Source organism: Blautia sp. OF09-25XD (assembly GCF_003482095.1).
Classification (GTDB): Bacteria; Bacillota; Clostridia; order Lachnospirales; family Lachnospiraceae; genus Fusicatenibacter; species Fusicatenibacter saccharivorans.
Map to the genome: position 1 here is coordinate 102089 of NZ_QUMG01000006.1, position 22801 is coordinate 124889.

A 22801-nucleotide genomic window follows, 5' to 3' on the forward strand; every position below is an offset into this window, starting at 1 on the left:
TTCATTCCTCCACAAATACCCAGTCCTCTGCCAGCATATCAGCCTGAGACGCAAGCCATCCCATCTGCACACCAGAAGTTCCGCAAAATGCAATAGCCGCATTTCCGATAGCATCATGTTCACAGTTCACAACATCTCCTTCGGCTGTTTTGTAAGAAATTTCAGTTGCCAGCTGAATGTACTGATTCTTACCATTCCAGCCCTTGCGTTTCACTTTCATGCCACGTTTCAGATACTTGATTGCTTCACCGAACGAAAAGGTTGCTTCGCCGCCAAGAACCGGACAGTTTTTCTCATCTGCTACAATCCATTCATCAGAAAGCAGATTCATAGTTGTGTATTCCACTCTTTGTGTCTCGCGAATGTCAAGCAATTCTCCCTGATCGCCGTCCTGCGGTCTGCACTGAATCATAATTGTTTCTTTCTCCGGATCCCAGTACCAATGGCCACCCCATGACGGTAATTTTACTTTTGCTCCTTGTTTCATCATTTTAAATGCTTCTGTAAATTTCATTGCTCTTCCTCTCCTTACATCTCAAAACACTTGTTTTCAAATTTTTTATAGGCATCCAGATATAACTCATGTTTATCTCCGTTGTACGTCAGTTCATAGTACATTCCATCTGGAACCGTAGTACTGAGTAAAGCTTTGTTATTCTGTAAAGTTTTACAACTCCATACAACATATACATCATTTACGCTAATCTGCTTCTGATCCGTTTTGTCCATATGTGCATTGGTATACTCGGCAACCTTTGCTTTACATAAACTTAAAAATTCTTCATTTCCCATATTGTTTTCCCTCTCTTTCTTAAAAATGAGTACAAAAATACCACCGGCCGCTCGACTGGTGGTAACTATGAAATAATCGCGCCAAGTAATGCAGACAATATCACGTTGAATGTTTCAGCACAATATTCTTTTGCTTTCTGCATGCGGCTGTTTTCTTCCAGGAACTGTACGCCCTCAAACGTAATCTCAAATGGTCTGTCTGTTTGGAGCATTGGCGCGTCTTTTGTTTTGTCAACGACCACAAATCCTGTAATATATCCCTTCCTTACAAGTGTTGCAATGATCTTGCACCAATAGCTTTGCGGAATATCAAATAATTTTGAATTCCACGCGAACTGTTCGAGTTCTGGTTCTACACCGAGTTTCATGCATTCGTACAGATATCTCAGTATTTTATACATGATTACTTCCATGTCATTCTTTGCCATTATCGTTTTTTACTCCTTAAACAGTTTTATACGAACGGAACCATCTCTTTTACGTCCTTCAATGTCCTTTTTGCCTTTTCGATCAATGAATTCTCAAACAGATATGAAATACCTTTGGGCGTGATAATAGCATCCGGCAGATCGCCTAAAAGAACGCCATCTTTCGTATGATTAACAGCAATGCCTTTTACATATTCTTCTGTAATCAGGCTTAAAATGATATACTGCCAATAATTCTCAGGAATATTATAAGCTGATGCTGTAAGGTAACACGCTTCTGGTTTTTCACCCTTTTTCAAGCATTCATACAGATATTTCAGTACCTGGTATACAATCACGAAATAATCATTCTGAGCCATTTGTCCTGTCTCCTTATCATCAGTTGATAATTAACTGATTCTTGCAAGAATCACAGTAAAAAGTATTGGTTTTTTCACGGTCGCCAACAGGAATCATAACTCCTGTTTTACATTTTTTGCACAAAACTTTTTCGCCTTTCCTCAAGAGCTTTACTCTCTCATGAGGCGGAATATTCAGAGTATTCGTCATAAACAATCACTCCCATTTCAGATTCGGATATTTATCATTTATATGATTAATTATATCCTGGAGCACTTTCTCTGTCAATTCAATGTTTTGATGCCTGTACTCGTTCACATAGCATTGCAGTTCTTGACTTTTGGTATTTGGCTTGTTGATTTTGGCATGCGTGGCCTCGTGAATCACCGTAATAGCCGTTTCGCGAACCGTTTTAGTATTATCAGCATAAATGTTGATTTCTCCATCTTCGAAAAGTCCGTCCAGTCCTTCATCAACATCAACTCCGTACCATACCTTTATTTGAATATCATTTTCCTGAAGATATTCCAACATTTCCGTTCCGATGCTGGACTTTTTCATTTCTTTCATGATATTTCGAGGTTTGATAACGTCTCGCCCCTTTGATCTGCCATCCAATGTTTGGAATATTCCTTCGTTGTCTTTATATCTTGCCTTTCTGTTTTTCGATGCTTCCCATTCTTCTGTGGTACCACCCTGCTCCAGAAAGTCCAACCATTTCTCATATTCTGCACTGTCTTCATAGGCTGCCGTGGAGCAGTGGCACCGTGGATGCATCGGCGGCGCGTTCGTTCCCGGCATCATATCCTGCACCTTGAAATGCTTACCATCCAACGCCTGGCACCGTTCGCAGACATCTGCATTCCCGCAGGCAACGTATGTATACTCCTCGAATCCATTTCGAATATAGGACTGCTTCTGCGCTTCTGTCTGGACTCTGGCAAGCTCCGTGACCATGAGCCGCTCTGCATCCTCCCGGCTTGCACCGAAGCGTTTCTGCAGGTGCACCGCAAGCTCCCGCGGTTCTTGCCCTGGATTAGCCCTGTTTTCAGCAGCTTGTCCAGCTCTGCTTTCAGCATATCCTGATACATCCAGATTCGATCGGAATAAGTGGCGTTATGGAATGACGCATCGACAATTGCCCGCGCCATTTTCCCATTTTCCTGCACGGAATTGCCAAGAATACCCGCCTGCCTGCGAAATTCTTCTATTGTCTGCTGTGTCAGCGTCCGATCGAAATATTTCTGCAGTTCATCGAATCCGGATACCATTTCCAGCCCAATATTGCTTTCAGCAGTTCCAGACGGTTGATCTTCATGGTTGCATTGTACAGCCGCATCTCTTCATTCGCCTGGTCGGAAAAATCTTTTTCTTTGACGTATTTCGCCGCTTTCCTGCCATACTCTTCGATATCGAGCTTGGAAACCCTTCTCTTTGCTTCTGCCAGCGAAATCTTCTCAGCATTGGCGTATTTTGCGTAAAATCCATCGATTTCCTTCTGAATCTGATCCGCCATATACGCATAGGTCTTCCGGATCTCTTCTGCATAGGTCTGCTCAGACATCTTATTCTTCTTGGCATGTTCCGTCTCACGTTTCTGCCAGTATTCCTTACTCGTCATCCTGTCCACCGCCGCCAAACATCTGCTTCATCACTGGATCCGCTCTCACCTTGTTCTGATCGGTATCAATTTTCTTGATTTCATCCTGTACATTGTCCACAATAGACAGCACCCCGAGCTGTGTTTCCTGGCTGACCACACCTTCCAGATTCTTCGCGATCTCTGCCTCTTCCTGCAGGTTTGCCGGGAAATTTGGTGTAAAATGTGGATGGATCTTCACCCAGTCATCTTTTTTCATTCCTGAGACCGGATTTGAAAAAATCAGACGATACCTCCGGTTCATACCGCTGGTAAATTTCCGCTCTTTCGTTTTTTCCAAGTTACTCATTGCCTGCAGCTTATATTTCATGGCGATGCCGGAACTGGTGCCAAAATTCTCATCCGAGATATTGGCCACCATGCTGATATGGAAAATGAGCTTTTCCAGACGATCGATCAGATGCTCCTGCGTGGTATCACCATCCGGTTTCTGAAGAAATTCGACAATCAACCGTTCGGTGTCCCCGTCGAAATTAATGATTCTGTCATCCCGGATATGCGCCACATCGTCTTCTTCCAGCTTGGAACCAAGAACCTTGAGATAGGCATCCGCGAAATAGTCAACATCATTGGCTTTCTCGCTGATCGCCTTGTTGTATGCATTAATCATCGTAAGGACCGGCTCGAAGATTCCCATACGCTCCTTGTTTTCTACGTACTCCGATGCCGGAACGCCGTCGAAGCCGTGTATCTTCTCGTCTGCATCCCAGAGCAATTTTCCTTTGATTGTAAACCAGCGGACCTTCGTCTCGTCCGATACGCTTCCATGAAGGATCTGATTCGAATCGTAATACAGCCGCACGAAATATCGTTCCCTTTCCAGCACGGAATCGTCGTAGATCATGAATGCATCCAGCGGGCTCAGATAGGTGATACCGATATTTCCGTTCTCATCTACGTAATACATTTCATAGCCTTTGCCGAAGATACTGCAGATCTTGGACAGTTCAGCATTGTTATCGTCCTGATCGTTGTACTGATCCAGGAACTCAACATATTTCTCAACCACTTCGTTTCCACCATCAACCAGTAGCTTAATTGGATGCCCGATGAAGAAACCATTCATCGTATCCACGATATATTTTGCAAAATTGACCATGATTCGGTTGTCCGGCTTCCACTTGGGCTTTAACGGCTCATGCAGGATCGGGTAATCCGTCTCGTAGGCCTCCTGCAGCCTGCTGTATCTAAATGCGCACTCTCCGGAATGCCGCATGATAAATTCGTTCAATTTGGCATCTGTCAGCGTCTCTTCCGACGGCAGCCTATACAAATTCGTTTGCACTTCTATATCCCTCCTTTCACCTTTCTGTTCAGCCGTGGTTTCGCCTTGCGTTCTTCCTCAATGGAGTACCGAAGCATCGCCATGGCATCATCAAAAAATGGAACTGGCTCTTCGAGATAAGTGTTGGTACGCTCATCCTTCTTCCACTTCCATTGCTGAATTTCTTTTATTGTATTGACGCAGGACGGGTAAATATGGATTCTGTGCTGTTTCAGGTAATCTATCTGGGCATGCACGCTGTTCGGCTCCTTCTGCACGCCTTTTGCGCGGTATCCCGCCTTCTGCCACATCTTGATACGGTCCGGCTCCGCAGAATCGCACCACATGCGCAGGCGCTTGTTGAACTGCCCCTCCGCCAGCCGGATGATCTCGTCCGTGTCCATCTCATACACGTACAGTTCCCGGCATAGATACAGATCACCATCCTTAAAGCCAACCTCACCGATGCAATTGGCGTGATTGAATCCGAAATCCTGTGCATTGACCATGTAATCGAATCGTTCCGGTGAACAGTCAAATTCTTCGACAACATAGTTTTTGAGGATCAGTCCGGCGACCTCGCCCCATTCCCCCAGGCCATACACCCGATACCCCTCTGGATCCACTTCCTTACGCCGCATCATACGTCTTCGGTAGGCATCATCGATAAAGCGGTTCTGCTCGTAGGTTGACTGATGTGTCAGAACATCCGGATCTGACCGGTCAAAGAACACACGCTTAATCCAGTGGTACGCCGATACCGGGTTGAACGTCATCCGGATCTGATAGAACTGTCCATCCGGCAGTTCACCACGGAGACGGTCATCAATGATCTCGAAGTCCGCCTGCGTAATTTCCGTGGCTTCTTCGATCCAGACATCCGTCAGCTTGCCACGTTTGAATGTAATGGATTTCAGTTTTTCACGCTGCTTTTCATCGTTGACGCCTCGGAAAATGATCTGATTGCGGTTGATTTTACACTCCACAATCATGTTGGAGCTGTTAATATGCCAATATTTCTTGTACTGCTCCCCAAACATGCGAAAAATAGCACCTTGCAATTCTGCAAAAGTGCTATCCCTGTTGGTCACGTCCGCCTTTCGAACGCATAGAAGATTTCTTCCCGGATCCTGCATCAGCCGCAGGATATAATTCTGCGCCGTATCAACACTCTTTCCTGATCCAGCAGAGCCTTTCATAACGATATATCTTTTCCGGGAACGGTCAACTTCTTTGAAGCCCGGATTCATCTGGACGTTTATATTCATCCGGAATCGTCCTCCCCGTAGTCAATCGTGATGTTGAGATCCATATCGGTTGCCACATCAACTTTCTCTGTATACAGTCCGTATCGCTTGCCGAGAAGCTCCGCAGCCTTTAAGCGCTCTTTCTCAGACGGTGCCTTTTCGATGGTTCGTGCCTCGGAGCAGCCGTCGCCGGTTCCTTCAACTACAATTTCTGTGGAACTGCTTTTTCCGCGAAGCACGGAAGTCAGATACTCTATTACTTCCTGGGCGTCCGCCGTCTTCTCGTTGTGGATCTCTTCCATCCGATCAGCTATATATTTTTTAACGTTAACATTAGTTAACAATCTGCTTGCCGCCGCTTTAGCTACTTCATCACTTTTCACGCCTTTATACACTGCTTTATATGCCCGAGTGGCGTTCAAATCACTCAAATATTCATCGCAAAACTTTTTCTGTTTTTCCGTCACTCAAGCTCACCTCATTTCTGCACGCAAAAATTCCCCGCATCTCTGCGAGGAATCCTTGTATAAGAGTAACAAATCGGAGAATCTCCATCCACTGGAGAGTTGGAACGGCAGGACTCGAACCTGCGCCCTTGTCGACTCATGCGAATAGCATGCGACTGCTTCTTCCTTCTGAGCTACGTTCCAGTTGGTGCAGGGTACCAATCTGCACCGTGCATCATTCGGGCATTTTCCACGGGCTTATACTGCCCAAGTCAGCGGCTAAGCTGTGACCCCTAGCCGCCGCTCAAAATACATTCACAAGGAGGTAAAGAAAAGATGAAACCCTTCCTTCCGTTCTCTCCATGATACACTATAACATTTTGAAAACGAACATTGCGAACAAAACGAACAAACTTTCATTTTCTCTCAAATTTTTCTACGCCGCCTCCATAAACCTCAGATATTCCATCCGCACGCTGTCTGCGGTTGCCTTTCTTCCGAGTTTTGCCGCCACCTGACTCCAACTGAGCCCCTCGAAGACTCTGTACTTGATGATCCGCTGCATCCTCTGTGGAATGTGGTTCATCCACTGCTCCACTTCCGTTTTCAGTCGCTGGGCGTTCTCCTTGCGCTCTTCCAGGATCTTTTCCTCGTGTCGCAGTCTACTATCCTCCTCATAAGTGAACGCTGTTCCCGCGATCTTGAAGTGCTGCGGATTGTACGGAAAATCCGGATTGCTCCCGGACACGTTCGTCTGCACGATGGTCTGCCGCTTCTTTTTCAGCCGTCTAATGTCCTTTTCCGTCTCTTTGATCAGCTCGCATGCGTCTATGTACTGCTCCAGAACCTTTTTCTCCATTGGTATCACCTCCTCACGCAAATCTCAACTGCTCTTGGCTGTCATCGATGTTAAGGTTTGGCACCCGCACTCCTACTTTTAGATACGGGCAGTTTGCTTCTACCAGTTTCTGCGCCATAATCGGCACCACGCTGTTCCCAATCCGCGCCACCTGTTTCGCTACCGGGTAACTTTTAAAATTATAGTCTCGGTTAATGATATAATCTCGTGGAAATCCCTGCATCAGTTTCAGCTCTTCCGGTTTCAGCATCCGCAGAAAAATATCATAGATGATATACTTTTCTCCTTTGATGTCCAAAATCACGTTGACCAGTCCGAACCGGTCTTTTGTGGTGATCGTCCCGAGCGGATGATCGAGCATCTGCCCGCATCCAGCCCCGTAATATTTGATCAAAAACGCAGATACCAGTCCAAAATGCCCTGGCGAAGTCGTTATGGTATGAAGTGGCTCGTCACATCCCTGCCCGATACCAGACTTGTAATATTTTGTGACAAATGCAGTCACCAACCCGTACCGGTTTGAGGTGTCGATCGTCTTGATCGGCTCCGTCAGAAGCTGTCCTCTGGAATCTCCGTCTCGTGTCTCGCCGTGGTACTGAATGATAAATGCCAGCGCATCCTTATCTTTTACGATATATGGAGCAGGCGCATCGATAATATATTTCTTAATCCCGTTAGCTATACGCTTCTGTGTAGCCTCCGCCAACGGCTTTTTCCGGTTAAAGATCGATGTGCCTAGGTCTGACCAGTCAATATAATCTCCGCATTCTTCCCAATGCCTCAAGCTGGTGTTCTCTCTGCTGTGTGTAGGTTCCGGCCACCGAATCTCTTTCCCATCCCGTCGGAACACCGCATACCATCGTTTTCTTGTGGTCGGTGCTCCATAATCGGCAGCTACCAACTCCCGGCAGTCAAATATATACCCCAACGCTTTCATCGACCGGATAAATTTCTGATAATCTTCTCCCTTTCTTTCCGGGATCGGATAGCCTTTCGCGTCCAGAGGCCCCCACTGCTGGATTTCCTCCACGTTTTCCATTAGGATCACATCCGGCAGAATCTCCTTGGCGTGCTTATACACCGCCCATGGAAGGATACGCAGACCGCGCTCCCGTGGTTTTCCTCCCTTGGCCTTGCTGTGGCTCGTACAGTCCGGGCTTGCCCACATCAATGCCACATGCTGATCTTTGACGTATTTCCGCAGGTTGACCTTGAAAATATCCTCGGTCAGATGCAGTGTGTTCGGGTGGTTGGTTTTGTGCATCAGGATGGCGTCCGGGTCGTGGTTGATCGCTATATCTACAGGCCGCCCCAGTGCCATCTCAATGCCAACGGAGGCACCGCCTCCGCCAGCAAAGCAATCAATAATCAGATCCTTCTGGTTCATAATATTTTACTCCATCTTATCTTTTTTTCCGCCGGTAACTTACCAGGTTTTTTCCGCGAACCAGTCCATGCTTCTCCGCCCGCGATTCCTTCGGATGTTCTGATCGGTTCAGCAGCCACGCTGCTGCTCCGATTACCAGCGCAAAAAATACTACTATACATTTGGTAGCAGTGTTAAATCCTCTCTCTGTACTCTTGTGATGTATGAATATTGTCCGCAATGTGGGCATTTCTCCGTTTTAATTGTCAGCCCTTTTCCGCGCACAACCTCCGTGATTGTAACTGTCGCCCCTTTCCCTATCGCTACGCCTGCCACATTTCTTATATCGCGTTCCAGCGTTGCTTTTCTTCCTTTCAGCATTTCTCCAGTAAATTTTCTCGGTATCATTTTTCTTTGTCCGTCCTTTCATGTTTTTTCTTCCATGCTTCCAAGTATTCCATCTGCTCCTGATCTTCCCTCGGATCCTTCGGCCGCTCTGGCCGGTTCAGCAGCAACGCCGCCGCACCAACGACTACTCCACAGAACACGATAATTCCAATCACTGCCATTTCTCACCCTCCTGCACTCTGGTTTTCAAGTAACATCTGCTCAAGCGATCCCATATCATATTGCCGCTGGTGGAAATTATTGAACTTATTTCCTGTGATCGGCTTCGCACTTTCCGCCTGACGTGGTTTGTTATCATAGCTTCCATCGATTACCTTCGCAAAATTGGCATCTTTCATCAGCCAATCAAAGTTTGCTGACCAGTTCCGGTTATTGGCACCCTTTAAGAAAGCGGATCCCTCTGCCTTTTCAAACATCTTTCGAAAATCTTCTAGGCTGTAAACTTTCAATCTGGCTCTGATTGCCTTCTTCCTGGCTTCGGATAATGTTTTTACAGATGGATAAGAAATGCAGATGGACCGGTAAAGGTCCACAACCTGCTCACAGGTTGCTTTCTCTTTATTCTTATCTTTATCTTCTTCTTTATCTTTCTCTTTATCTAGGCTGTTAACGTTGGATTCATGTAAATATTTATGTAAATGTTTACGTGAATCTTCACATGAACTTTCCTCTGTATTTTCTTCCTGCTCACCAGTCAGCAGAAGCTTCTGTTTTCTGCGGTAGTCCCGCTGGTATTCTCTCTGGTACTTCTTCCGGGCCTCCAGCTGCTCCAGATTCTGATGCTTTCCCCAGTTCGATGGTAATCACACCGTCCAGAATCTCAATCATGCCAAACTGCTCGAAGGTCTTAAGTGCCAGTTGTACCGTAGATTCCTTCCGCCGGAAGATGGTTGCCAGCATTTTGTCCGTGTAGGCGATTTTATCACTCAGCAGGAACACACCGCTGTTATTCATCTTCCCGGCAAGGCACAGGAGCTTAAACCAGATCACAATAATCGAGTCCGCCTCCGGCAGGCTCTCAATCAACAGAATCTTCTCATCGTCGAAGATATCTGTCGTGATCTTAATCCATTTGATATCCGCCATGTTACTCTCCTCCCTAAATCTCCCTGATTCGTATTCCATACACGGAAAGCATCAGCTTCCGTTTGATGATATAATCTTTCGTCCGGAATCCCTTGGTGTCTTCTACGATCGTAAGGGTATCCCCGTCCGGCAGAATCGTCTTGTATACAAAATCCGCTATGTAGGCACATTCCCGCTCGACGCATCTTCCACGCCCCTTTCTGGTTGTGCTTTCCGGATGCTCATACTGCGCCGGGATCAGCACATATTTGACCTGCCGCCGGATATCCTTTATTTCTCCTGCTTTTTCGAGGAGCAGAAGCTCCTGGTACCGCGCCGCCTCCCGCTTCGAGTCGAACACGATGCCATTCACTTCCACTTTTCGGCTGCCGTATTTATTTCCGGCATATCTTTTCCACGCCATTTCGCACCTTCTCTCTAGTTGAATGGAAGTTCTTCGTCGATGCCATCCGGGAGGCTCATAAAGCCATCTGGGTCTGTCGCCTGCGGTGCCGATCCTTCGATGTTTCCACTTGCACCCTTACTCTCTGCAAACTCCTGTTCCTCAACCACTACATCCGTTGTATAGACCTTCTGACCTTCCCGATTGGTATAGCTGCCGGTCTGAATCCGGCCGGTAATTGCGATCTTCGTACCCTGGCGCAGGTATTTCTCTGCAAATTCTGCCGCTTTTCCGAATGCAACACAGCTGATGAAGTCTGCGGTTGCATCGCCGTCTCTGTGAAACCTCCGATCAACAGCCAAACGATACCGTGCAATGGCGGTCTGGTTCTGATTCTGTGCGTATCTCACTTCCGGATCCGCGCACAGGCGGCCCATCAAAATTACTTTATTCATGCTCTATCCTCTCTATTTGCCCCGCACAGCCATTTTCCGGCCGCGCGGGTACCTTTTTTTCTTAAGATGCTATTCCGTGGCGTTTAAAACGCCTGTTACATACCTGGCACCGCGCAGGATAATCCGTGATATCCATCTGCCCCGGAAGGTTTTCTTCCTGCGGTGGGATATTTCTCGGAGCACTCTGCCGGTTCGGTGTTTTCTGCAGGCGGCGCATCGCTTTGTTGTACTGCTCCACGGTCAGATCACTGATTTTTCCGACCTTGAATGTATTGTTGATCTGCACCTCCTGCACGCCGGTTCTCGCCAGCTCGCCCTGCAGCCGCCGGATCATCTCGCCGTTGATTTTGCTGGTTCGCATATCAGCCGCCGGTGGGGTTCCTGTCTGCTGGCTCTGCGGCGGGTTTCCTGCTGGCTGCATGCCACTCACCGACTCCGCATCCGGATCCGCCATATCAGACGTTGGGATGCAGAACACTTGAAAGCATGCGTACTTGTACGCAATCGCCATCGCTTTGTTAGTCGCCTTGTCTCCCGTATCCAATGCTTCTCCTACCAGTGTAGACTCGATGGAGGAACCATCTTCCGCGAAGAATGTGAATTTGATCGTACAGATCACATGATGCATTACCGTTCCTCTTGCCGTCTGAAGCTCATTTACCTCACGACTCAGGATATTCGGCACGATGACCACCTTGTTCTTTGCCAGTGCCGGATGCAAGGCATTGTACACATCATCAATGCTGCGGAACTTAAATCCCTGCTGCTTATTCTCCTTGTCCTTTCCAACCGCACCGACATCCGCAATTACGCCGGCAATCGAGCGGTAGATCATGGGATATTTCTCTGCTTCTGCCATTATGCCTGTCTCCTTTCGAAATAGATGCCGAGGCTGTTCAATGCCATTTCCACCTGCTCCAGTTCATCCGGTGTAGCAATGATCTTATACCACATCGTAACTGTCTGCGGCTGTGGGAACGGAAGATCATCGCCGTCCTCTGCATCATCGAGGGAAAACGGTACTTCCGGCTCTGGTGTTTCCATTGCCGCAGCTTTCAACGCTTCTTCCGCCTTTTTCCGTTCTTCCTCTCTGGCCTTGGCGATTTCTTCGAGTTTCCGGCGCTCTTCCTCACGCGCTCTCTCGATCTCAGCCTGTCGGCGCTGCTCCTCTTCCTGCTGAATGCGGATGCGTTCCGTCTCCAATGCCCGCTTTTTGTTGTCCTCGTATGTATTAATCCGGGTAAGGGCGGCACCAAGATCACGGCTCTTCTGATAGATCTTCAACGCATCGTCCACAACATCTGACTGCGTGTTTCGGATAATGGCAACCTCAGAAGAAACCTTTTCAACCATCGCCAAAAGCTCTTTTTCGATCTGTTTCAGGCTGGTGGTGGCGTTATCCCACTTTTTCACGTAGATCTCTTTGAGCGGCAGGTACTCCGCCCACTCACCGGTGCAATCTGCATACATCGCCTCAACATCTGCATGACGTTTTCGGATGCGCTCTGCTTCCATCTCTTTCAGCTGGCTGTCGATCAGGCAGATCGGCTCGTCGATGATTTCCAGCAGCTCTTTCACCTTCTCCTCGAAGTCATTGTACGGTACCAGGCACTGCGCCTTGACCTCTTTCCGGCGCTTCTCAATCTCGTCTCTGGTCTTTCGGAGAGACGCAAGCTCCGCCTTGGCGACGCTCTTGGACTCCTCCGTGAACACCGCGCCCTGGTACTCCGCCATCTTTGCAGATAACTGTGCTTTCACATCCTCAAAGTTACACCGGATCACCGCCGGTTCCTGACTGATCTTAATCTGCAGTTCCTTCATTCTCTTTCTCCTCCTACTTCTTCCATGGCTCTCCCATGATTCCGAGCAATACGCACAGCGTGTTTACAGCAACATCTCCTTCGCGGATCACCATATCGCGGATGATTTCCACGGTTCGCTGGTCCTTTGCTTTCTCCTCATAGTCATCCAACGGCACCAGAATCTTATCTTCATTCACCTTTCTTTTCTCCTTCTTTTTTGTTTTCTTCTACCCGCTGCAATCCCAAGATTGCCGCGATTGTATCAGCGTCTGGAATGTTTTCAGCTCCATGTAACGGCGTACCGCTTCGATGTAGCAGGTTGCCGCATCTGCCGCGCTTTTCTCTGTGCTTACGTCAATACCAGCATATTCATACTTTTTCATTCTTCTGTCTCCTTGCCTTTGTTAAAGTAATTCCATACGGTCCCCGCACTGCATCCTATTTCGTCCGCAATCTTTTCATAGGACCATCCGGCGTTTCGAAGTGCCGTCATCTTTCCAGTGTCCAGTTTCCTCTTACGGCCCTGTCCTGCAGGGCTCTTCGGGGGGGCGTTGGTTTTGCCTCTGCTTTTGGCTCCGGCTCTTTCTTCGGCCGCTCTTCTGCCTTGACCTGCGTCTGCATTACCGCAAACACTGCACCAGCCTCTGCGGCCGCCCGCACATCCTGCATGGTCATACTGCTGATGGCAACCGGATGCATGACGTAGATATCATCATGCATGCCGTGCATTGTCAGATCCACGGCCTCCGTATATTCAACAATCTGCATCATTCTCACCCTTCTTTCAACGACCCTGAGCGGATCCACGCCGCAAACACCTCGTCCCGGCGCTCTTCTTCCCGCTCTTCCTGCTCCTCGCGGCACTCTTCGACGTAATCGCCGATCTTCTTTGCCACGAGCGCCAGAAGGAACATTCCAGCTCCCAGGGCGGCGCGTCCCCACAGGTCGGAATCCACGCCGCCGATGTAGATCCATGTACCAACCGCGCCGATTGCCAACGCAGCTCTATCTGATGCTTTCATTCCTTACTCCTTTCATACCCCATCGACTCCACCGCGGCTTCCATCCGCTGGCGAACGATCTCTTTTGCTTTCTCTTCTCCGAGTTCCTCTGCTGTATACTGCTGTCCTCCGATTGTGATCCGAGTAACAACCATGATTTCTTTCATAAGGCACCACCTCTTCCTTATCGTATGCAACCCGTCTCCGTAATGATTTTCTATTGATTCATAACCATTTTTGAGCTATTATGTAGTTGCAAATTGTTTTTTTGTATTCGTCCCATGGGAATTGGTCCTTCCTGTGGGACTTTTTCTTTTTATTGACTTTTTACTGCTCCACTCCTATTCTGGTTATACAAGGCACTGCCATGCCCGAGTATTTCAGAAAGGAGATCATCGTGAATAGCTCTGTTATTGTTTCTGTAATCACTGTAATTGGGTCGTTTACCCTTGTTTATCTAAACTCGATAAAAGACTCATCCGACAGAAAATACAACGTCAGAAAAGAACAGCTTTTAAAATTTTATGTCCCGTTTTATCAGAGATATCGCATGGGATTCTTCCCTCAAAATCAGTTGAGCACTATGTCTATTGAAGTACGTTCCACATTTTTGGATATAATGACTCAAAACATCCATCTCATGGAACCACTATCTCAGGCAATGTATTCTGATTTCTATTTTGCATTCCTAAACTTGGCGGAAGCTGAAAATGGCAATCCAGAATATCCATATGAAAAATGTGCTCAAAAAATGGACGAGGTTTTTGAGGACCTGTCAAAAGCAATCTTCATCGAGTACAGACAAATATTAAAGAAATGCCATCTGCCAGTGCCTTTAAAATAAGGCCTGTGCGTTTCTTTTCTTTTGAATAGCACAATGCGGAAAGCATATTCATTCCAAGTACAATAATTACTATTGCTATTTCGAACATCAGCATCACTTAACGCTTGCCTCTCCAAAATGTGAGCGGATAAATTTCGCCGTTTCTCCAGAAGAGACCTGCATATCTTTTTCCAGCTCTCTTCTGGAAAAATCAAACTGCATATTAATTCCTTCTCTCAGCTTTACCCACTGCGGATACGTGATCCCGTCCAGAGCATCGATGTACTCACTCAGTTTCTTCTGGCTCATACTGCCTCCTTGTTCTTCAAATATTTATTCAGGAAATACTGCTGGCCTTTCCCAGTCACCTTTGTTGTTTTGGTCATCCGCACGCTGCCGTCCGGATTGGAAATCACAGTCTCTTTGATCTGGAAAAATCCATTTGCCACGTATTTCTGCTTCGGCATGTTCCGACTGGATCCAGTCTTCATAAGGTAACCTTCATTACGAAGCTGTTCGAACAATCTTTTCTGTCCAGTGTCCACGCCGTTCTGGCGCAGGAGCTTTGCGAGATCTCCGATCAGGATGGAACTGGTGCTTGCTTTCACCGCATCCGCGAAGATTTCCTTCGGACGCATGCGCTCGACATCTTCCAGCAGACCGGCGTTGGTTTCTTTCAGCTTCTCGATCTTCTGATCTGCCATTTTCAGGGCGCGGGCGAAGATCTGCTCCGGGGTGTTCCAGGCTTTTTCCAGGTCAATGAAGTATTGACGGTACTGCTTGCCTTTCTCGGATCGCTGGATCATACAGATCTGTTTTGCCATGTCTACGGAAATCTGGTAGTCCATAATATCTCTTTTGACCTCTCGATTTCCCTCTAATCGAACCTTCTCATTTTTGAGTAAGTTGAAATCAACCCCATTTTCAAATCCATATTCCGCCATTCTCGAGAACCAATCATTGAATCTCGTATTGATTTCCAATGCTTCATGTAAATCTCTTGCTGATACGGTCGGCTGTTCTGCCTCGTAGTTAATTTTTAACAACTCGTTCATCTAATTCCTTCTTTCTATCTTTATTTTTGATTTTGTGTTATACTTCTTTCAAAATATTTTGAAAAGGAGAATTGCCATGAATAGTGATGTAACCATTATCCAATCTCGCTTTCACTACACCGAAAAAGCATATGTGCCAAACACTTCGAACATCGTAGTTATCATTGACGAGCTGATCAAATTGATGGAACCGTATTTTCACAAACAAGCCCCTACATTCCGACTTATAAATGATATTCGCTTTGAACACCCAGAAACCGCTTCTACTTACGATAAAATTCATATCTGCTGTATGGACACTTCTTGGTCTCAAATAGCCTATCAATTTTCCCATGAATTCTGTCACCTTTTAATTGGAAATCCAGTTCCACAAAAGATGCGATGGTTTGAAGAAAGCATTTGCGAACTTTCCTCTTTGTTTTTCATGGAACAGCTGGCCATTGTTTGGGCGAAAAGTGGAATCCTCGGTCATCCCGAATACGCGGGATCTTTTATCTCCTACTGCGATAATCGCATGAATTCCGTATCTAACCTTCAAAATCTTTTGGATGTCTCCGATCCATCTTCTAATATTTGGGTTCATGCTGTTTCCGAATGCTATGACAGAAATTTCAATTTGCAAATTGCCAAATTACTTCTACCAATTTTTCGCAAATACCCTGCATTATGGGAAACTGTTCCCCTTTTAAGCAGGTTACCAGAAGATGAACGCTCACTTACTCGGTATTTAAGTTATTGGAGCATCCTTTCTGGAGAATCATTCCGGCAGCCTTTTGTAGAACTCGCTGAAACTCTTCATTGTTCCATATAAGACCAATTTACCCACTGATTCTCACGCCATAACCAAAACTCAGCCGCGCCACCGTTGTAATAGATATAAACTTTATATCCTGTTACCTCTGGTGGCTCTGGTTTCCCGCCAAGCAAGATCTCTTCTCTTTTCGCCATGAACTGATGCATAGCAAAAGAAATTGTTTTTTCAAGCTGTGCATAGTCAACGCCCATAGCTCCCGGTGCTCCCTTAGGGCATCCGTAATTCTTGAACGTGTTCATGTAACTCACCTTCTTTCTTTTTTCTGTCATCCTGTTTCTGGCTTACCATGGCTTCTCCCATTCCCAGAAGATAGCCCTTGTCAAATTCAGACATTTTAGGAATTGCCGTTGCGATGGTTTCCAGAATCTAAAAATTTGTTTACGAAATAAGTCTGTCCTCTCCCCGTCACTTTGGTCGTGCGGTTGATCCTTACAGATCCGTCCGGGTTGTTGACCGTAGACTCTTTTACCTCAAAAAGCTTCATGTTCATGGCTTTCTGGGTCGGCATGTTCCAATCAGATCCCTTTCTTTTGATCAGATAGCCTTTTTCTCTCATCCAATCAAAGAGACGTTTCTGACCGGTTTCAACGCCGTTCTGTTTTAAGAGCTTCGCCAGGTCACCGATCAGAATCGACGTGTGGCTTGTTTCTACCGCGTTGGCAAAAATCACCTCGGTTTCATTCGTTCGATTGCCTTGCTCTGCTCATCAATCGTCTTCTGTGCTTCCAGCACTGCCAGCGCAAGCAGTTCCTTTCCCTGTAGAGCTGGCACCTGGTAGCCGCCGGTTCTGCGGATAGCCGGAAGCACCTCTGATGTTACCCAGTGTTTGAAGCGCTGCGCACTTTTTAATCTGCTTCCAAAAACCAACGCATAAAGCCCTGACTCATTAATTACCGTCATTTTTTGCTTTCCACCAAGGGTGTCGATACTTTCTACTCCCTTATCTTCATCGAAAACATGCGTTGAAATTGCATCCCTTGGATTTGTAAATCCTAATGCCGCTGCAACATCTTTTCCAACGAACCACGGATCTCCATTAATAGTTACCGTTCGGACATCGCCGAATTCTTCTGAATTGAAAACTTTTAACTCGTTCATTGCTTCTCCTTCCTATGTCTCCAATTTTTTATCAGGTGATTTTTTCTGATTCATGTCCTTCATGATGCTCATTCCTTCAGCAATTCCAAGGAATCGGTTCTTTTCGGCTTCCGTCATTCCTGAAACAGCCTTGGAAATCTCTTCCATTGTTTTTTTCTCTTTTTCCGACATGTTTTTCCCTCCTTTCTTGTTCCTTACAAGAACATTATAGTTCCTTAGACGAACTTTGTCAAACACTTTTTGTTCTTTTAAAGAACTTTTTTCGTTGACTTTTTCATTATCACGTGCTATTCTGTTCTTATCAGAAAAAAGGAGGTGCAGTTATGACACAGGGAGAGCGAGTAAAAGAAATTCGAAAAGCTCTTGGTCTCACCCTTGAGAAATTTGGCAATGAAATAGGATTAAAAAAGAACTCTGTTAGTCAGATTGAAAATGGCGTAAACGAGCTCACCGAAGCAAATCTAATGGCTATATGCCGTGCAGACTGGCATGGAAATTTAGTCAATGAAAATTGGCTTCGTACAGGAGACGGCAAAATGTTTCTTTCTCCAACAAGAGAAGATGAAATCGCAAAAATGACTTCTAATCTCTTTAAGGAAGAAGAATCGTCCTTCAAATCCCGTTTAATTCTTGCATTATCCAGATTAGATGAAGATGAATGGGCTGTTTTAGAGAAAATTGCTAAAGAATTGGAAAACGGATTAAAGAAAAAGGACTAGGTCAAACCTAGTCCAATAGATTACAGATGATTTGTAGATAAACGCGAGTGTTTTTTCATCGTTTATCTTCTGAAGCATTTTGATAATCTTTCCTTTGTAGTCCATATGTACGCCCTCCGATCTAGTCTTATTATATACGAACGTTTGTTCGATTTCAATATCTTTTCTCGAACAATTTGTTCTCTATATTAATATTACGGATCAAAAGGGTGAAAATTAGTAAATTTTGGAAATCGTCCGAAATCTCGGACACTTTTTAAAAATCACTTATAAGGGCTGTCATATAAATCGTGCATCCGCACTTGCAAGCCCTTGGCGATCTGCTCCAATGTATCCAATCGCGGTATGCTTCCCTTGCACAGATCATTGAGCGTGGACTTCGGGATTCCGGTCAGAATTGACACCTGCCGGAGTGAGAGGTTTTTCTTATAGATGACTTCTGCAATTAATATCTTCATGCGGACAGTATCTGCAAAATCTGAAAAGATATTCTAAAAAGTGTAATTTTTTTAATTCTCAAACGTACTTATATGGGATGTTTTACCTAATATATGTTGAGGGGTGGTGCCTATGATTTTCCCGTAGCAATACAAATATAAAATATAATATAAAGCAAACGAGGAAAAGCATATGAAGTTTTTTATGTTTCTAATCATCATAACAATTATTCTCTGTATTCTTAACGAAATATGGCCGTATCTTTTAGGCATAGCTGCCTTTATCCTCGGAACATATCTTCTTTGGAAACTTTATGAACATTGTTATTTTAACAGTCAGAATTTTAAAGCTATCAAACAGCGAATCGCTACATACGCCAAAAGCTGCAATGAATTGAACGAGCATATTGAGAGTCTCAAAGACACAACTTTGATCTCAAATAAAGTAGACTATGGCGATGCTACTTACCATGATTCCAGCAAGTGGAATTATCAAAGAAAATACTTGAAAGACCAGAAATATGAGCCAAATGTTCATCAATGTTCTCGTTCTGTCTGTGACAACGCCCGGAAGAAACCTTTCGAGTATGTTTGTAAGTATTTTGGAATAAAGGCAAACGAAGAAACGCTGTCCAATTTCGAAACAATTTTAAATAATTTCGAGGCTGCCGAAGAAGGTAAACAGAATCTTAAAGCGGAAAAAGATAGTATCTTTAAAAGCATCGAAACAGAAATTCCTTTTCTTATTCGCACCATAGGAAAAAGAAAATTGGAAAAGAATCTCGGATTCAAACCGATAGATATGAGTACTGCATATTTCCCGAAATATATTTTTGAATATGTTAGTTCGGGTGGTAATGCTTCTACTCAGTGTGAAGTGGTAATGAATATTGAAAATCTAAATAAATTCATCCAGTTCTTATCTGAAAAGATAAAATTCAGCAAAAGTGTGGCCGGACAACGTGCTCTCATGACAAGTAAACTTCGTCAGCACATTAAAGAACGTGATAAATTTACTTGCAGACAATGCGGTATTTCTATTGCGCAGGAACCTCATTTATTACTTGAAATTGATCACATTATTCCTGTCTCTAAAGGTGGATTGACCGTTGAAGATAACCTTCAAACATTATGTTGGCGTTGCAATCGCAGCAAAGGATCTAAAGTAGCACCAGAATCCTAAATGCGATAAAATATAAAAAAGGAGAATGTCTATGAAAAAGAAAATGGTATCTCTCGTATTGACCGCCGTGCTGTCTGCCTCTGCATTGACCGCCTGCGGATCATCAACCGCTTCCAGCTCCTCGAGTTCCTCAAGCTCTTCGTCTACTGCTTTCAGCAGCATCAGTGAGACTGAAACTCCAACACCTACGGAAGAGGCTACCCCGACTCCGACCGAAGAAGCCGCAAGTACACAGTCCGAATCCGAAGACTCCAGCGTTCCGTGGGACTATACATCGGCTCTTAATTCAGCTGAAAGCTACAGTGAAATAATGCACATGTCAAAAGCCGGAATCTACGATCAGTTGACCTCCGAGTATGGAGACCAGTTCTCTGCCGAGGCTGCCCAGTATGCAGTTGACAATATGACCGCCGACTGGAATGCAAATGCCCTTGCAACAGCAGAAAACTACAATGAAACGATGCATATGTCGAAAGCCGGACTCTATGATCAGCTTACTTCTGAAAATGGCGAAAAATTTACCGCTGAAGAGGCGCAGTACGCTGTCGACAATATAAATGCCGATTGGAACGAAAACGCGCTCGAGACCGCAAAAGACTACCGCGATAATATGGATATGTCGCCAGAAGCGATCCGCGATCAGCTTACTTCTGAATACGGTGAACAGTTTACCGCCGAGGAAGCCGATTACGCTATACAGAATTTAAACTAAAATAAAAAACCGCCCCGGTGCGCCAACACCAGGACGGCTCAGTAACATTCCGAAGAATGATACCAGTTCGCAAAACATATTGTATCATCTTCGGAAGCGCCAATCAATCAGAACGTTTGTTTTGGTGTTTTTCTTATACCCAAAATTAAAGAAGGTGATATTATGTCAGCACTTAAAAACGGTGCTCTCTACATCCGCGTCAGCACCGCGGATCAGACAGAACTCTCTCCGGATGCCCAGCAGCGCCTACTCCTGGACTACGCGAAGAAGAACGGGATTGTCATCGCAAAAGAGTTCATCTTCGAGGAATCCGTCTCCGGCCGGCATGCGGACCGGCGGCCGAAGTTTCAGGAGATGATCGCGCTTGCCAAACAGGAGTCCCACCCGATCGACGTGATCCTGGTCTGGAAATACAGCCGGTTTGCCCGTAATCAGGAAGAATCCATCGTCTACAAATCACTGCTGAAAAAGAGCAATGTAGATGTGATCAGTATCTCAGAGCCACTGATCGACGGTCCGTTCGGTACGCTGATCGAGCGTATTATCGAATGGATGGACGAATACTATTCTATCCGTCTCTCTGGCGAGGTTCTGCGCGGCATGAAGGAAAAGGCTCTGCAGCACGGCTACCAGACAACGCCATGTCTTGGATACCAGGCGGCAGGCGGCGGCAAACCGTTTGTGATCGATGAAGCGGAATACCAGATTGTCAAATACATCATGGACCAATATGATCTTGAGCATCTGGATCCGACGGCGATCGCCCGCAAATGCAATGATCTTGGATACCGCACCAGACGCGGAAACCGGATGGAACGCCGCTCCATCGAGCGTGTGCTGCGCAATCCGTTCTATGCCGGTACTGTGATCTGGAATGGCATTTCCTTCGACGGTACCCACGAGACGCGGCTGGATCCGGCACGCTATCAGGAGCGTATCAAGCGCATGGATGCCCGCAGACGCTCTCCTAAGAGCCGCAACCCATCAACCTGCCGCCACTGGCTCTCCGGTCTCTTAAAGTGTCCAATTTGCGGCGCTACGATGACGGTAACAGCCGGAAACACATCTTGTCCATACTTTCAATGCTGGAAATACGCAAAAGGTTTCCATAAAGGCTCCAATTCAATCACCGTTGCCAAGGCAGAGCGGACCGTCTACCGCTACTTCGATGATATCCTCGCCGGTGCGGATTTCTCCTTCACTGTCCGCGACCGGAAGCAGGAACAGGAAGACGATGAGACCATCCAGCGGCTGCAGCATGCCCTGGACCATCTGGCTGTCCGCGAAGCCCGCGTGAAGATGGCTTATGAAAATGGGATTGATACGCTGGAGGAATACGGTGCCAACAAAAAAAAGGCTCGCCGAAGAACGGCAGAGCCTGCAGGAAGAACTGAACCGCGTGCTTACGCCCGCCGCCCCGCCGGAAACAATCTCGAAAGAAGATTTCCGGAAAGAGATAAAAAACATTAATGATATTCTGAAAAATCCAGAGGAGCCAACCGAGAAGAAGGGACTTCTGCTCCGCTCCATCGTGGATCGTATCGTCTATGAAAAATCTTCTGGAACGATGTATTTTGACTTTTTTGTTTCTTGATTTTCCATCCCGAAAAGCTCGCAAACCCGCATAAATACTGGCTTTTCTGGCTTATCATCTGGTATTGAACTCCGGGCCACCATACTGACTCATGATAATTTGGGCGATTTTGGGGTTTGGTGTCGTAATGTTTACAGGATACTCGAGGCGTTTTTCATAATTCCACATCCGTCAGCACCCTCCTTTCCGGTTGACTTCCCACGGCCATGGCTGCATAACCCATTCGAAAGAACGGCTCATGCGGTCGTTGGCGGTATCGATCGTGAGCGGGCCGTACTGTTCGGCGTACTGTTTCAATGCTTCTTTTCGAAGCTCCACTTTTTCCCGGAAAAAGGCAAGTGCATCTTCATCCTCCGGGTGGGTGTCGAGGTAAAGGTTCATTTCAACAACAGCAAAGCTGACCTGATCAATCCAGGCGAGCAGCTTTTCGCGGGATGGCATCTGCGGCATCATAGGCACTCTCCTCCTCCCTTTCCACAGAATGGTTTACAGAGTTCCGGGAATAAGGTTCCATTTTTTAATGCAGTGGAAAGATCATAGATCTGTTCAAACCGCTGCATCGGAACGTACGCCATTGCAGGTATCATATGATCTACATGCTGCATTTTCCGCGGGAAATTCCTTGGTTCCATCTTCAGTTCCATATTGTTTGAAGCGGCGCGGCGGTTCTGCATATTGTTCGCACCGCAGCAGCCGCGATTCATACGGGATGAATCCATACCATGTTCCTCTTTCATTTTCTGTTCTTTATAGAGTATGAAGAAAATAAGAAAGTGTCAAAAAAGGCAGCGGTTTCTCTTCCGCTGCCTTTCTGTCATACTAATGAAATTT

At 46.1% G+C, this 22801-nt stretch carries 39 protein-coding genes, 1 tRNA gene and 1 pseudogene; 6 read left to right on the plus strand and 35 right to left on the minus strand.

Annotation, left to right across the window (positions count from 1 at the left end; all coding sequences use genetic code 11):
• Position 1 precedes the first annotated feature (1 nt).
• The 25 genes from DXA93_RS06885 to DXA93_RS17815 all read right to left on the minus strand — a co-directional run bounded on the left by DXA93_RS06885 (position 2) and on the right by DXA93_RS17815 (position 13702).
• Positions 2-514, minus strand: a complete 513-nt coding sequence (locus DXA93_RS06885) for a DUF2829 domain-containing protein (protein WP_119207920.1) — start codon at positions 512-514, stop codon at positions 2-4.
• Between the two features lie 14 nt (positions 515-528).
• Positions 529-792: a DUF6275 family protein gene (locus tag DXA93_RS06890; protein ID WP_119207921.1), complete on the minus strand. Its 264-nt coding sequence runs from the start codon at positions 790-792 to the stop codon at positions 529-531.
• Positions 793-857: 65 nt separating this feature from the next.
• Positions 858-1220 carry a YjcQ family protein gene (locus DXA93_RS06895; protein ID WP_119207922.1) on the minus strand — a complete coding sequence of 121 codons (363 nt, stop codon included), beginning with the start codon at positions 1218-1220 and terminating at the stop codon, positions 858-860.
• A gap of 26 nt (positions 1221-1246) precedes the next feature.
• On the minus strand, positions 1247-1579 hold the full coding sequence (locus DXA93_RS06900; protein ID WP_055268078.1) for a YjcQ family protein: 333 nt from the start codon (positions 1577-1579) through the stop codon (positions 1247-1249).
• 196 nt (positions 1580-1775) lie between these two features.
• Positions 1776-2654 carry a minor capsid protein gene (locus tag DXA93_RS06905; protein ID WP_119207923.1) on the minus strand — a complete coding sequence of 293 codons (879 nt, stop codon included), beginning with the start codon at positions 2652-2654 and terminating at the stop codon, positions 1776-1778.
• 127 nt (positions 2655-2781) lie between these two features.
• The gene (locus DXA93_RS06910) at positions 2782-3180 is read right to left on the minus strand and encodes a hypothetical protein (protein ID WP_119207924.1); all 399 of its coding nucleotides are present in this window, start codon (positions 3178-3180) and stop codon (positions 2782-2784) included.
• Positions 3170-4504 carry a phage portal protein gene (locus DXA93_RS06915; protein ID WP_243109167.1) on the minus strand — a complete coding sequence of 445 codons (1335 nt, stop codon included), beginning with the start codon at positions 4502-4504 and terminating at the stop codon, positions 3170-3172. The genes DXA93_RS06910 and DXA93_RS06915 overlap by 11 nt, the downstream gene beginning before the upstream one ends.
• Before the next feature lie 2 nt (positions 4505-4506).
• Positions 4507-5751: a PBSX family phage terminase large subunit gene (locus DXA93_RS06920; RefSeq protein WP_119207925.1), complete on the minus strand. Its 1245-nt coding sequence runs from the start codon at positions 5749-5751 to the stop codon at positions 4507-4509.
• Entirely contained in the window at positions 5748-6197 is a 450-nt protein-coding gene (locus DXA93_RS06925; protein ID WP_119207926.1) for a terminase small subunit, read from the minus strand. Before DXA93_RS06925 ends, DXA93_RS06920 begins: the two co-directional genes overlap by 4 nt.
• Positions 6198-6296: 99 nt before the next feature.
• A tRNA-OTHER gene (locus DXA93_RS06930) sits at positions 6297-6380 on the minus strand.
• A 232-nt stretch (positions 6381-6612) separates the two neighbouring features.
• Positions 6613-7035 (minus strand): RNA polymerase subunit sigma-70, encoded by a 423-nt coding sequence (locus DXA93_RS06935; protein WP_119207927.1) that lies wholly within the window; start codon positions 7033-7035, stop codon positions 6613-6615.
• A gap of 13 nt (positions 7036-7048) precedes the next feature.
• Entirely contained in the window at positions 7049-8422 is a 1374-nt protein-coding gene (locus DXA93_RS06940) for a DNA cytosine methyltransferase (RefSeq protein ID WP_119207928.1), read from the minus strand.
• Between the two features lie 383 nt (positions 8423-8805).
• Positions 8806-8970 carry a hypothetical protein gene (locus tag DXA93_RS17800; protein ID WP_158583273.1) on the minus strand — a complete coding sequence of 55 codons (165 nt, stop codon included), beginning with the start codon at positions 8968-8970 and terminating at the stop codon, positions 8806-8808.
• A 3-nt stretch (positions 8971-8973) separates the two neighbouring features.
• Positions 8974-9225 carry a hypothetical protein gene (locus DXA93_RS17965; protein ID WP_199709557.1) on the minus strand — a complete coding sequence of 84 codons (252 nt, stop codon included), beginning with the start codon at positions 9223-9225 and terminating at the stop codon, positions 8974-8976.
• A gap of 271 nt (positions 9226-9496) precedes the next feature.
• The gene (locus tag DXA93_RS17970) at positions 9497-9895 is read right to left on the minus strand and encodes a phage replisome organizer N-terminal domain-containing protein (RefSeq protein ID WP_199709559.1); all 399 of its coding nucleotides are present in this window, start codon (positions 9893-9895) and stop codon (positions 9497-9499) included.
• Between the two features lie 13 nt (positions 9896-9908).
• Positions 9909-10298 carry a DUF1064 domain-containing protein gene (locus DXA93_RS06955; protein ID WP_119207930.1) on the minus strand — a complete coding sequence of 130 codons (390 nt, stop codon included), beginning with the start codon at positions 10296-10298 and terminating at the stop codon, positions 9909-9911.
• A 14-nt stretch (positions 10299-10312) separates the two neighbouring features.
• A complete protein-coding gene (locus tag DXA93_RS06960) occupies positions 10313-10732 on the minus strand; it encodes a single-stranded DNA-binding protein (protein WP_119207931.1) in 420 nt (139 codons plus the stop codon).
• 61 nt (positions 10733-10793) lie between these two features.
• Positions 10794-11591, minus strand: coding sequence for an ERF family protein (locus DXA93_RS06965; protein ID WP_119207932.1), 798 nt, complete (start codon positions 11589-11591; stop codon positions 10794-10796).
• Positions 11591-12553, minus strand: coding sequence for a DUF1351 domain-containing protein (locus DXA93_RS06970; RefSeq protein ID WP_119207933.1), 963 nt, complete (start codon positions 12551-12553; stop codon positions 11591-11593). The genes DXA93_RS06965 and DXA93_RS06970 overlap by 1 nt, the downstream gene beginning before the upstream one ends.
• Positions 12554-12566: 13 nt before the next feature.
• Positions 12567-12731: a hypothetical protein gene (locus tag DXA93_RS17805; RefSeq protein WP_156338196.1), complete on the minus strand. Its 165-nt coding sequence runs from the start codon at positions 12729-12731 to the stop codon at positions 12567-12569.
• Between the two features lie 30 nt (positions 12732-12761).
• The gene (locus tag DXA93_RS17810; protein WP_158583274.1) at positions 12762-12917 is read right to left on the minus strand and encodes a hypothetical protein; all 156 of its coding nucleotides are present in this window, start codon (positions 12915-12917) and stop codon (positions 12762-12764) included.
• Positions 12914-13027, minus strand: a complete 114-nt coding sequence (locus DXA93_RS17975) for a helix-turn-helix domain-containing protein (protein ID WP_199709561.1) — start codon at positions 13025-13027, stop codon at positions 12914-12916. The genes DXA93_RS17810 and DXA93_RS17975 overlap by 4 nt, the downstream gene beginning before the upstream one ends.
• On the minus strand, positions 13024-13305 hold the full coding sequence (locus tag DXA93_RS06975) for a hypothetical protein (RefSeq protein ID WP_055268050.1): 282 nt from the start codon (positions 13303-13305) through the stop codon (positions 13024-13026). The genes DXA93_RS17975 and DXA93_RS06975 overlap by 4 nt, the downstream gene beginning before the upstream one ends.
• A gap of 2 nt (positions 13306-13307) precedes the next feature.
• On the minus strand, positions 13308-13556 hold the full coding sequence (locus DXA93_RS06980; RefSeq protein ID WP_119207935.1) for a hypothetical protein: 249 nt from the start codon (positions 13554-13556) through the stop codon (positions 13308-13310).
• A complete protein-coding gene (locus DXA93_RS17815) occupies positions 13553-13702 on the minus strand; it encodes a hypothetical protein (protein ID WP_158583275.1) in 150 nt (49 codons plus the stop codon). The genes DXA93_RS06980 and DXA93_RS17815 overlap by 4 nt, the downstream gene beginning before the upstream one ends.
• 230 nt (positions 13703-13932) lie before the next feature.
• Here DXA93_RS17815 and DXA93_RS06985 point away from each other — a divergent pair, with 230 nt between their 5' ends.
• Positions 13933-14379 carry a hypothetical protein gene (locus tag DXA93_RS06985; RefSeq protein ID WP_119207937.1) on the plus strand — a complete coding sequence of 149 codons (447 nt, stop codon included), beginning with the start codon at positions 13933-13935 and terminating at the stop codon, positions 14377-14379.
• 93 nt (positions 14380-14472) lie between these two features.
• On the opposite strand, the gene DXA93_RS06990 is transcribed toward DXA93_RS06985, so the two are convergent.
• The gene (locus DXA93_RS06990) at positions 14473-14667 is read right to left on the minus strand and encodes a hypothetical protein (RefSeq protein WP_119207939.1); all 195 of its coding nucleotides are present in this window, start codon (positions 14665-14667) and stop codon (positions 14473-14475) included.
• A complete protein-coding gene (locus DXA93_RS06995) occupies positions 14664-15413 on the minus strand; it encodes a phage antirepressor KilAC domain-containing protein (protein WP_119207941.1) in 750 nt (249 codons plus the stop codon). Before DXA93_RS06995 ends, DXA93_RS06990 begins: the two co-directional genes overlap by 4 nt.
• A gap of 76 nt (positions 15414-15489) precedes the next feature.
• Between DXA93_RS06995 and DXA93_RS07000 the strand changes: the two genes are divergently transcribed.
• Entirely contained in the window at positions 15490-16224 is a 735-nt protein-coding gene (locus DXA93_RS07000) for a hypothetical protein (protein ID WP_119207943.1), read from the plus strand.
• Here the strand turns inward: DXA93_RS07000 and DXA93_RS07005 are convergent.
• The 4 genes from DXA93_RS07005 to DXA93_RS17820 all read right to left on the minus strand — a co-directional run bounded on the left by DXA93_RS07005 (position 16209) and on the right by DXA93_RS17820 (position 17496).
• Complete coding sequence (locus DXA93_RS07005; RefSeq protein WP_119207944.1) at positions 16209-16466, minus strand: hypothetical protein; 258 nt, start codon at positions 16464-16466, stop codon at positions 16209-16211. The genes DXA93_RS07000 and DXA93_RS07005 overlap by 16 nt on opposite strands.
• A gap of 95 nt (positions 16467-16561) precedes the next feature.
• Entirely contained in the window at positions 16562-16897 is a 336-nt protein-coding gene (locus DXA93_RS20875; RefSeq protein WP_330427282.1) for a phage antirepressor KilAC domain-containing protein, read from the minus strand.
• Positions 16894-17325 carry a Bro-N domain-containing protein gene (locus tag DXA93_RS20880; RefSeq protein WP_330427283.1) on the minus strand — a complete coding sequence of 144 codons (432 nt, stop codon included), beginning with the start codon at positions 17323-17325 and terminating at the stop codon, positions 16894-16896. Before DXA93_RS20880 ends, DXA93_RS20875 begins: the two co-directional genes overlap by 4 nt.
• 12 nt (positions 17326-17337) lie before the next feature.
• A complete protein-coding gene (locus tag DXA93_RS17820) occupies positions 17338-17496 on the minus strand; it encodes a hypothetical protein (RefSeq protein WP_158583276.1) in 159 nt (52 codons plus the stop codon).
• A gap of 152 nt (positions 17497-17648) precedes the next feature.
• On the opposite strand from DXA93_RS17820, the gene DXA93_RS07015 reads away from it, so the two are divergent.
• Positions 17649-18044, plus strand: a complete 396-nt coding sequence (locus DXA93_RS07015; protein WP_119207946.1) for a helix-turn-helix domain-containing protein — start codon at positions 17649-17651, stop codon at positions 18042-18044.
• A 263-nt stretch (positions 18045-18307) separates the two neighbouring features.
• Here DXA93_RS07015 and DXA93_RS07020 read toward each other — a convergent pair whose 3' ends face one another.
• Entirely contained in the window at positions 18308-18502 is a 195-nt protein-coding gene (locus DXA93_RS07020) for a helix-turn-helix domain-containing protein (RefSeq protein ID WP_119207948.1), read from the minus strand.
• A gap of 172 nt (positions 18503-18674) precedes the next feature.
• Here DXA93_RS07020 and DXA93_RS07025 point away from each other — a divergent pair, with 172 nt between their 5' ends.
• From DXA93_RS07025 to DXA93_RS07035, 3 genes are all read left to right on the plus strand, one after another.
• On the plus strand, positions 18675-19664 hold the full coding sequence (locus DXA93_RS07025) for an HNH endonuclease (protein ID WP_119207950.1): 990 nt from the start codon (positions 18675-18677) through the stop codon (positions 19662-19664).
• Between the two features lie 31 nt (positions 19665-19695).
• Positions 19696-20376, plus strand: coding sequence for an Ltp family lipoprotein (locus DXA93_RS07030; RefSeq protein WP_243109168.1), 681 nt, complete (start codon positions 19696-19698; stop codon positions 20374-20376).
• 162 nt (positions 20377-20538) lie between these two features.
• Complete coding sequence (locus DXA93_RS07035; RefSeq protein WP_243109169.1) at positions 20539-21846, plus strand: recombinase family protein; 1308 nt, start codon at positions 20539-20541, stop codon at positions 21844-21846.
• A gap of 193 nt (positions 21847-22039) precedes the next feature.
• Here DXA93_RS07035 and DXA93_RS20535 read toward each other — a convergent pair.
• The 3 genes and pseudogenes from DXA93_RS20535 to DXA93_RS07050 all read right to left on the minus strand — a co-directional run.
• Positions 22040-22138, minus strand: a pseudogene (locus DXA93_RS20535) (manganese catalase family protein); the annotation flags it as partial.
• A gap of 3 nt (positions 22139-22141) precedes the next feature.
• Positions 22142-22423 carry a spore coat protein CotJB gene (locus DXA93_RS07045; protein WP_022462706.1) on the minus strand — a complete coding sequence of 94 codons (282 nt, stop codon included), beginning with the start codon at positions 22421-22423 and terminating at the stop codon, positions 22142-22144.
• Positions 22420-22689, minus strand: coding sequence for a spore coat associated protein CotJA (locus tag DXA93_RS07050; protein WP_022462705.1), 270 nt, complete (start codon positions 22687-22689; stop codon positions 22420-22422). Before DXA93_RS07050 ends, DXA93_RS07045 begins: the two co-directional genes overlap by 4 nt.
• Positions 22690-22801: the final 112 nt, after the last annotated feature.

Bases quoted from the DNA above. Each gene is read 5' to 3' on its own strand.
- DXA93_RS06885 (WP_119207920.1), bottom strand. From the start codon at position 514: ATGAAATTTACAGAAGCATTTAAAATGATGAAACAAGGAGCAAAAGTA.
- DXA93_RS06890 (WP_119207921.1), bottom strand. From the start codon at position 792: ATGGGAAATGAAGAATTTTTAAGTTTATGTAAAGCAAAGGTTGCCGAG.
- DXA93_RS06895 (WP_119207922.1), bottom strand. From the start codon at position 1,220: ATGGCAAAGAATGACATGGAAGTAATCATGTATAAAATACTGAGATAT.
- DXA93_RS06900 (WP_055268078.1), bottom strand. From the start codon at position 1,579: ATGGCTCAGAATGATTATTTCGTGATTGTATACCAGGTACTGAAATAT.
- DXA93_RS06910 (WP_119207924.1), bottom strand. From the start codon at position 3,180: ATGACGAGTAAGGAATACTGGCAGAAACGTGAGACGGAACATGCCAAG.
- DXA93_RS06920 (WP_119207925.1), bottom strand. From the start codon at position 5,751: ATGAATATAAACGTCCAGATGAATCCGGGCTTCAAAGAAGTTGACCGT.
- DXA93_RS06935 (WP_119207927.1), bottom strand. From the start codon at position 7,035: ATGGAGAAAAAGGTTCTGGAGCAGTACATAGACGCATGCGAGCTGATC.
- DXA93_RS06940 (WP_119207928.1), bottom strand. From the start codon at position 8,422: ATGAACCAGAAGGATCTGATTATTGATTGCTTTGCTGGCGGAGGCGGT.
- DXA93_RS17800 (WP_158583273.1), bottom strand. From the start codon at position 8,970: ATGGCAGTGATTGGAATTATCGTGTTCTGTGGAGTAGTCGTTGGTGCG.
- DXA93_RS17965 (WP_199709557.1), bottom strand. From the start codon at position 9,225: ATGTTTGAAAAGGCAGAGGGATCCGCTTTCTTAAAGGGTGCCAATAAC.
- DXA93_RS17970 (WP_199709559.1), bottom strand. From the start codon at position 9,895: ATGGCGGATATCAAATGGATTAAGATCACGACAGATATCTTCGACGAT.
- DXA93_RS06955 (WP_119207930.1), bottom strand. From the start codon at position 10,298: ATGGCGTGGAAAAGATATGCCGGAAATAAATACGGCAGCCGAAAAGTG.
- DXA93_RS06960 (WP_119207931.1), bottom strand. From the start codon at position 10,732: ATGAATAAAGTAATTTTGATGGGCCGCCTGTGCGCGGATCCGGAAGTG.
- DXA93_RS06965 (WP_119207932.1), bottom strand. From the start codon at position 11,591: ATGGCAGAAGCAGAGAAATATCCCATGATCTACCGCTCGATTGCCGGC.
- DXA93_RS06970 (WP_119207933.1), bottom strand. From the start codon at position 12,553: ATGAAGGAACTGCAGATTAAGATCAGTCAGGAACCGGCGGTGATCCGG.
- DXA93_RS17810 (WP_158583274.1), bottom strand. From the start codon at position 12,917: ATGAAAAAGTATGAATATGCTGGTATTGACGTAAGCACAGAGAAAAGC.
- DXA93_RS17975 (WP_199709561.1), bottom strand. From the start codon at position 13,027: ATGACGGCACTTCGAAACGCCGGATGGTCCTATGAAAAGATTGCGGAC.
- DXA93_RS06975 (WP_055268050.1), bottom strand. From the start codon at position 13,305: ATGATGCAGATTGTTGAATATACGGAGGCCGTGGATCTGACAATGCAC.
- DXA93_RS06980 (WP_119207935.1), bottom strand. From the start codon at position 13,556: ATGAAAGCATCAGATAGAGCTGCGTTGGCAATCGGCGCGGTTGGTACA.
- DXA93_RS17815 (WP_158583275.1), bottom strand. From the start codon at position 13,702: ATGAAAGAAATCATGGTTGTTACTCGGATCACAATCGGAGGACAGCAG.
- DXA93_RS06990 (WP_119207939.1), bottom strand. From the start codon at position 14,667: ATGAGCCAGAAGAAACTGAGTGAGTACATCGATGCTCTGGACGGGATC.
- DXA93_RS06995 (WP_119207941.1), bottom strand. From the start codon at position 15,413: ATGAACGAGTTGTTAAAAATTAACTACGAGGCAGAACAGCCGACCGTA.
- DXA93_RS07000 (WP_119207943.1), top strand. From the start codon at position 15,490: ATGAATAGTGATGTAACCATTATCCAATCTCGCTTTCACTACACCGAA.
- DXA93_RS07005 (WP_119207944.1), bottom strand. From the start codon at position 16,466: ATGAACACGTTCAAGAATTACGGATGCCCTAAGGGAGCACCGGGAGCT.
- DXA93_RS20880 (WP_330427283.1), bottom strand. From the start codon at position 17,325: ATGAACGAGTTAAAAGTTTTCAATTCAGAAGAATTCGGCGATGTCCGA.
- DXA93_RS17820 (WP_158583276.1), bottom strand. From the start codon at position 17,496: ATGTCGGAAAAAGAGAAAAAAACAATGGAAGAGATTTCCAAGGCTGTT.
- DXA93_RS07015 (WP_119207946.1), top strand. From the start codon at position 17,649: ATGACACAGGGAGAGCGAGTAAAAGAAATTCGAAAAGCTCTTGGTCTC.
- DXA93_RS07020 (WP_119207948.1), bottom strand. From the start codon at position 18,502: ATGAAGATATTAATTGCAGAAGTCATCTATAAGAAAAACCTCTCACTC.
- DXA93_RS07025 (WP_119207950.1), top strand. From the start codon at position 18,675: ATGAAGTTTTTTATGTTTCTAATCATCATAACAATTATTCTCTGTATT.
- DXA93_RS07030 (WP_243109168.1), top strand. From the start codon at position 19,696: ATGAAAAAGAAAATGGTATCTCTCGTATTGACCGCCGTGCTGTCTGCC.
- DXA93_RS07035 (WP_243109169.1), top strand. From the start codon at position 20,539: ATGTCAGCACTTAAAAACGGTGCTCTCTACATCCGCGTCAGCACCGCG.
- DXA93_RS07045 (WP_022462706.1), bottom strand. From the start codon at position 22,423: ATGATGCCGCAGATGCCATCCCGCGAAAAGCTGCTCGCCTGGATTGAT.
- DXA93_RS07050 (WP_022462705.1), bottom strand. From the start codon at position 22,689: ATGGATTCATCCCGTATGAATCGCGGCTGCTGCGGTGCGAACAATATG.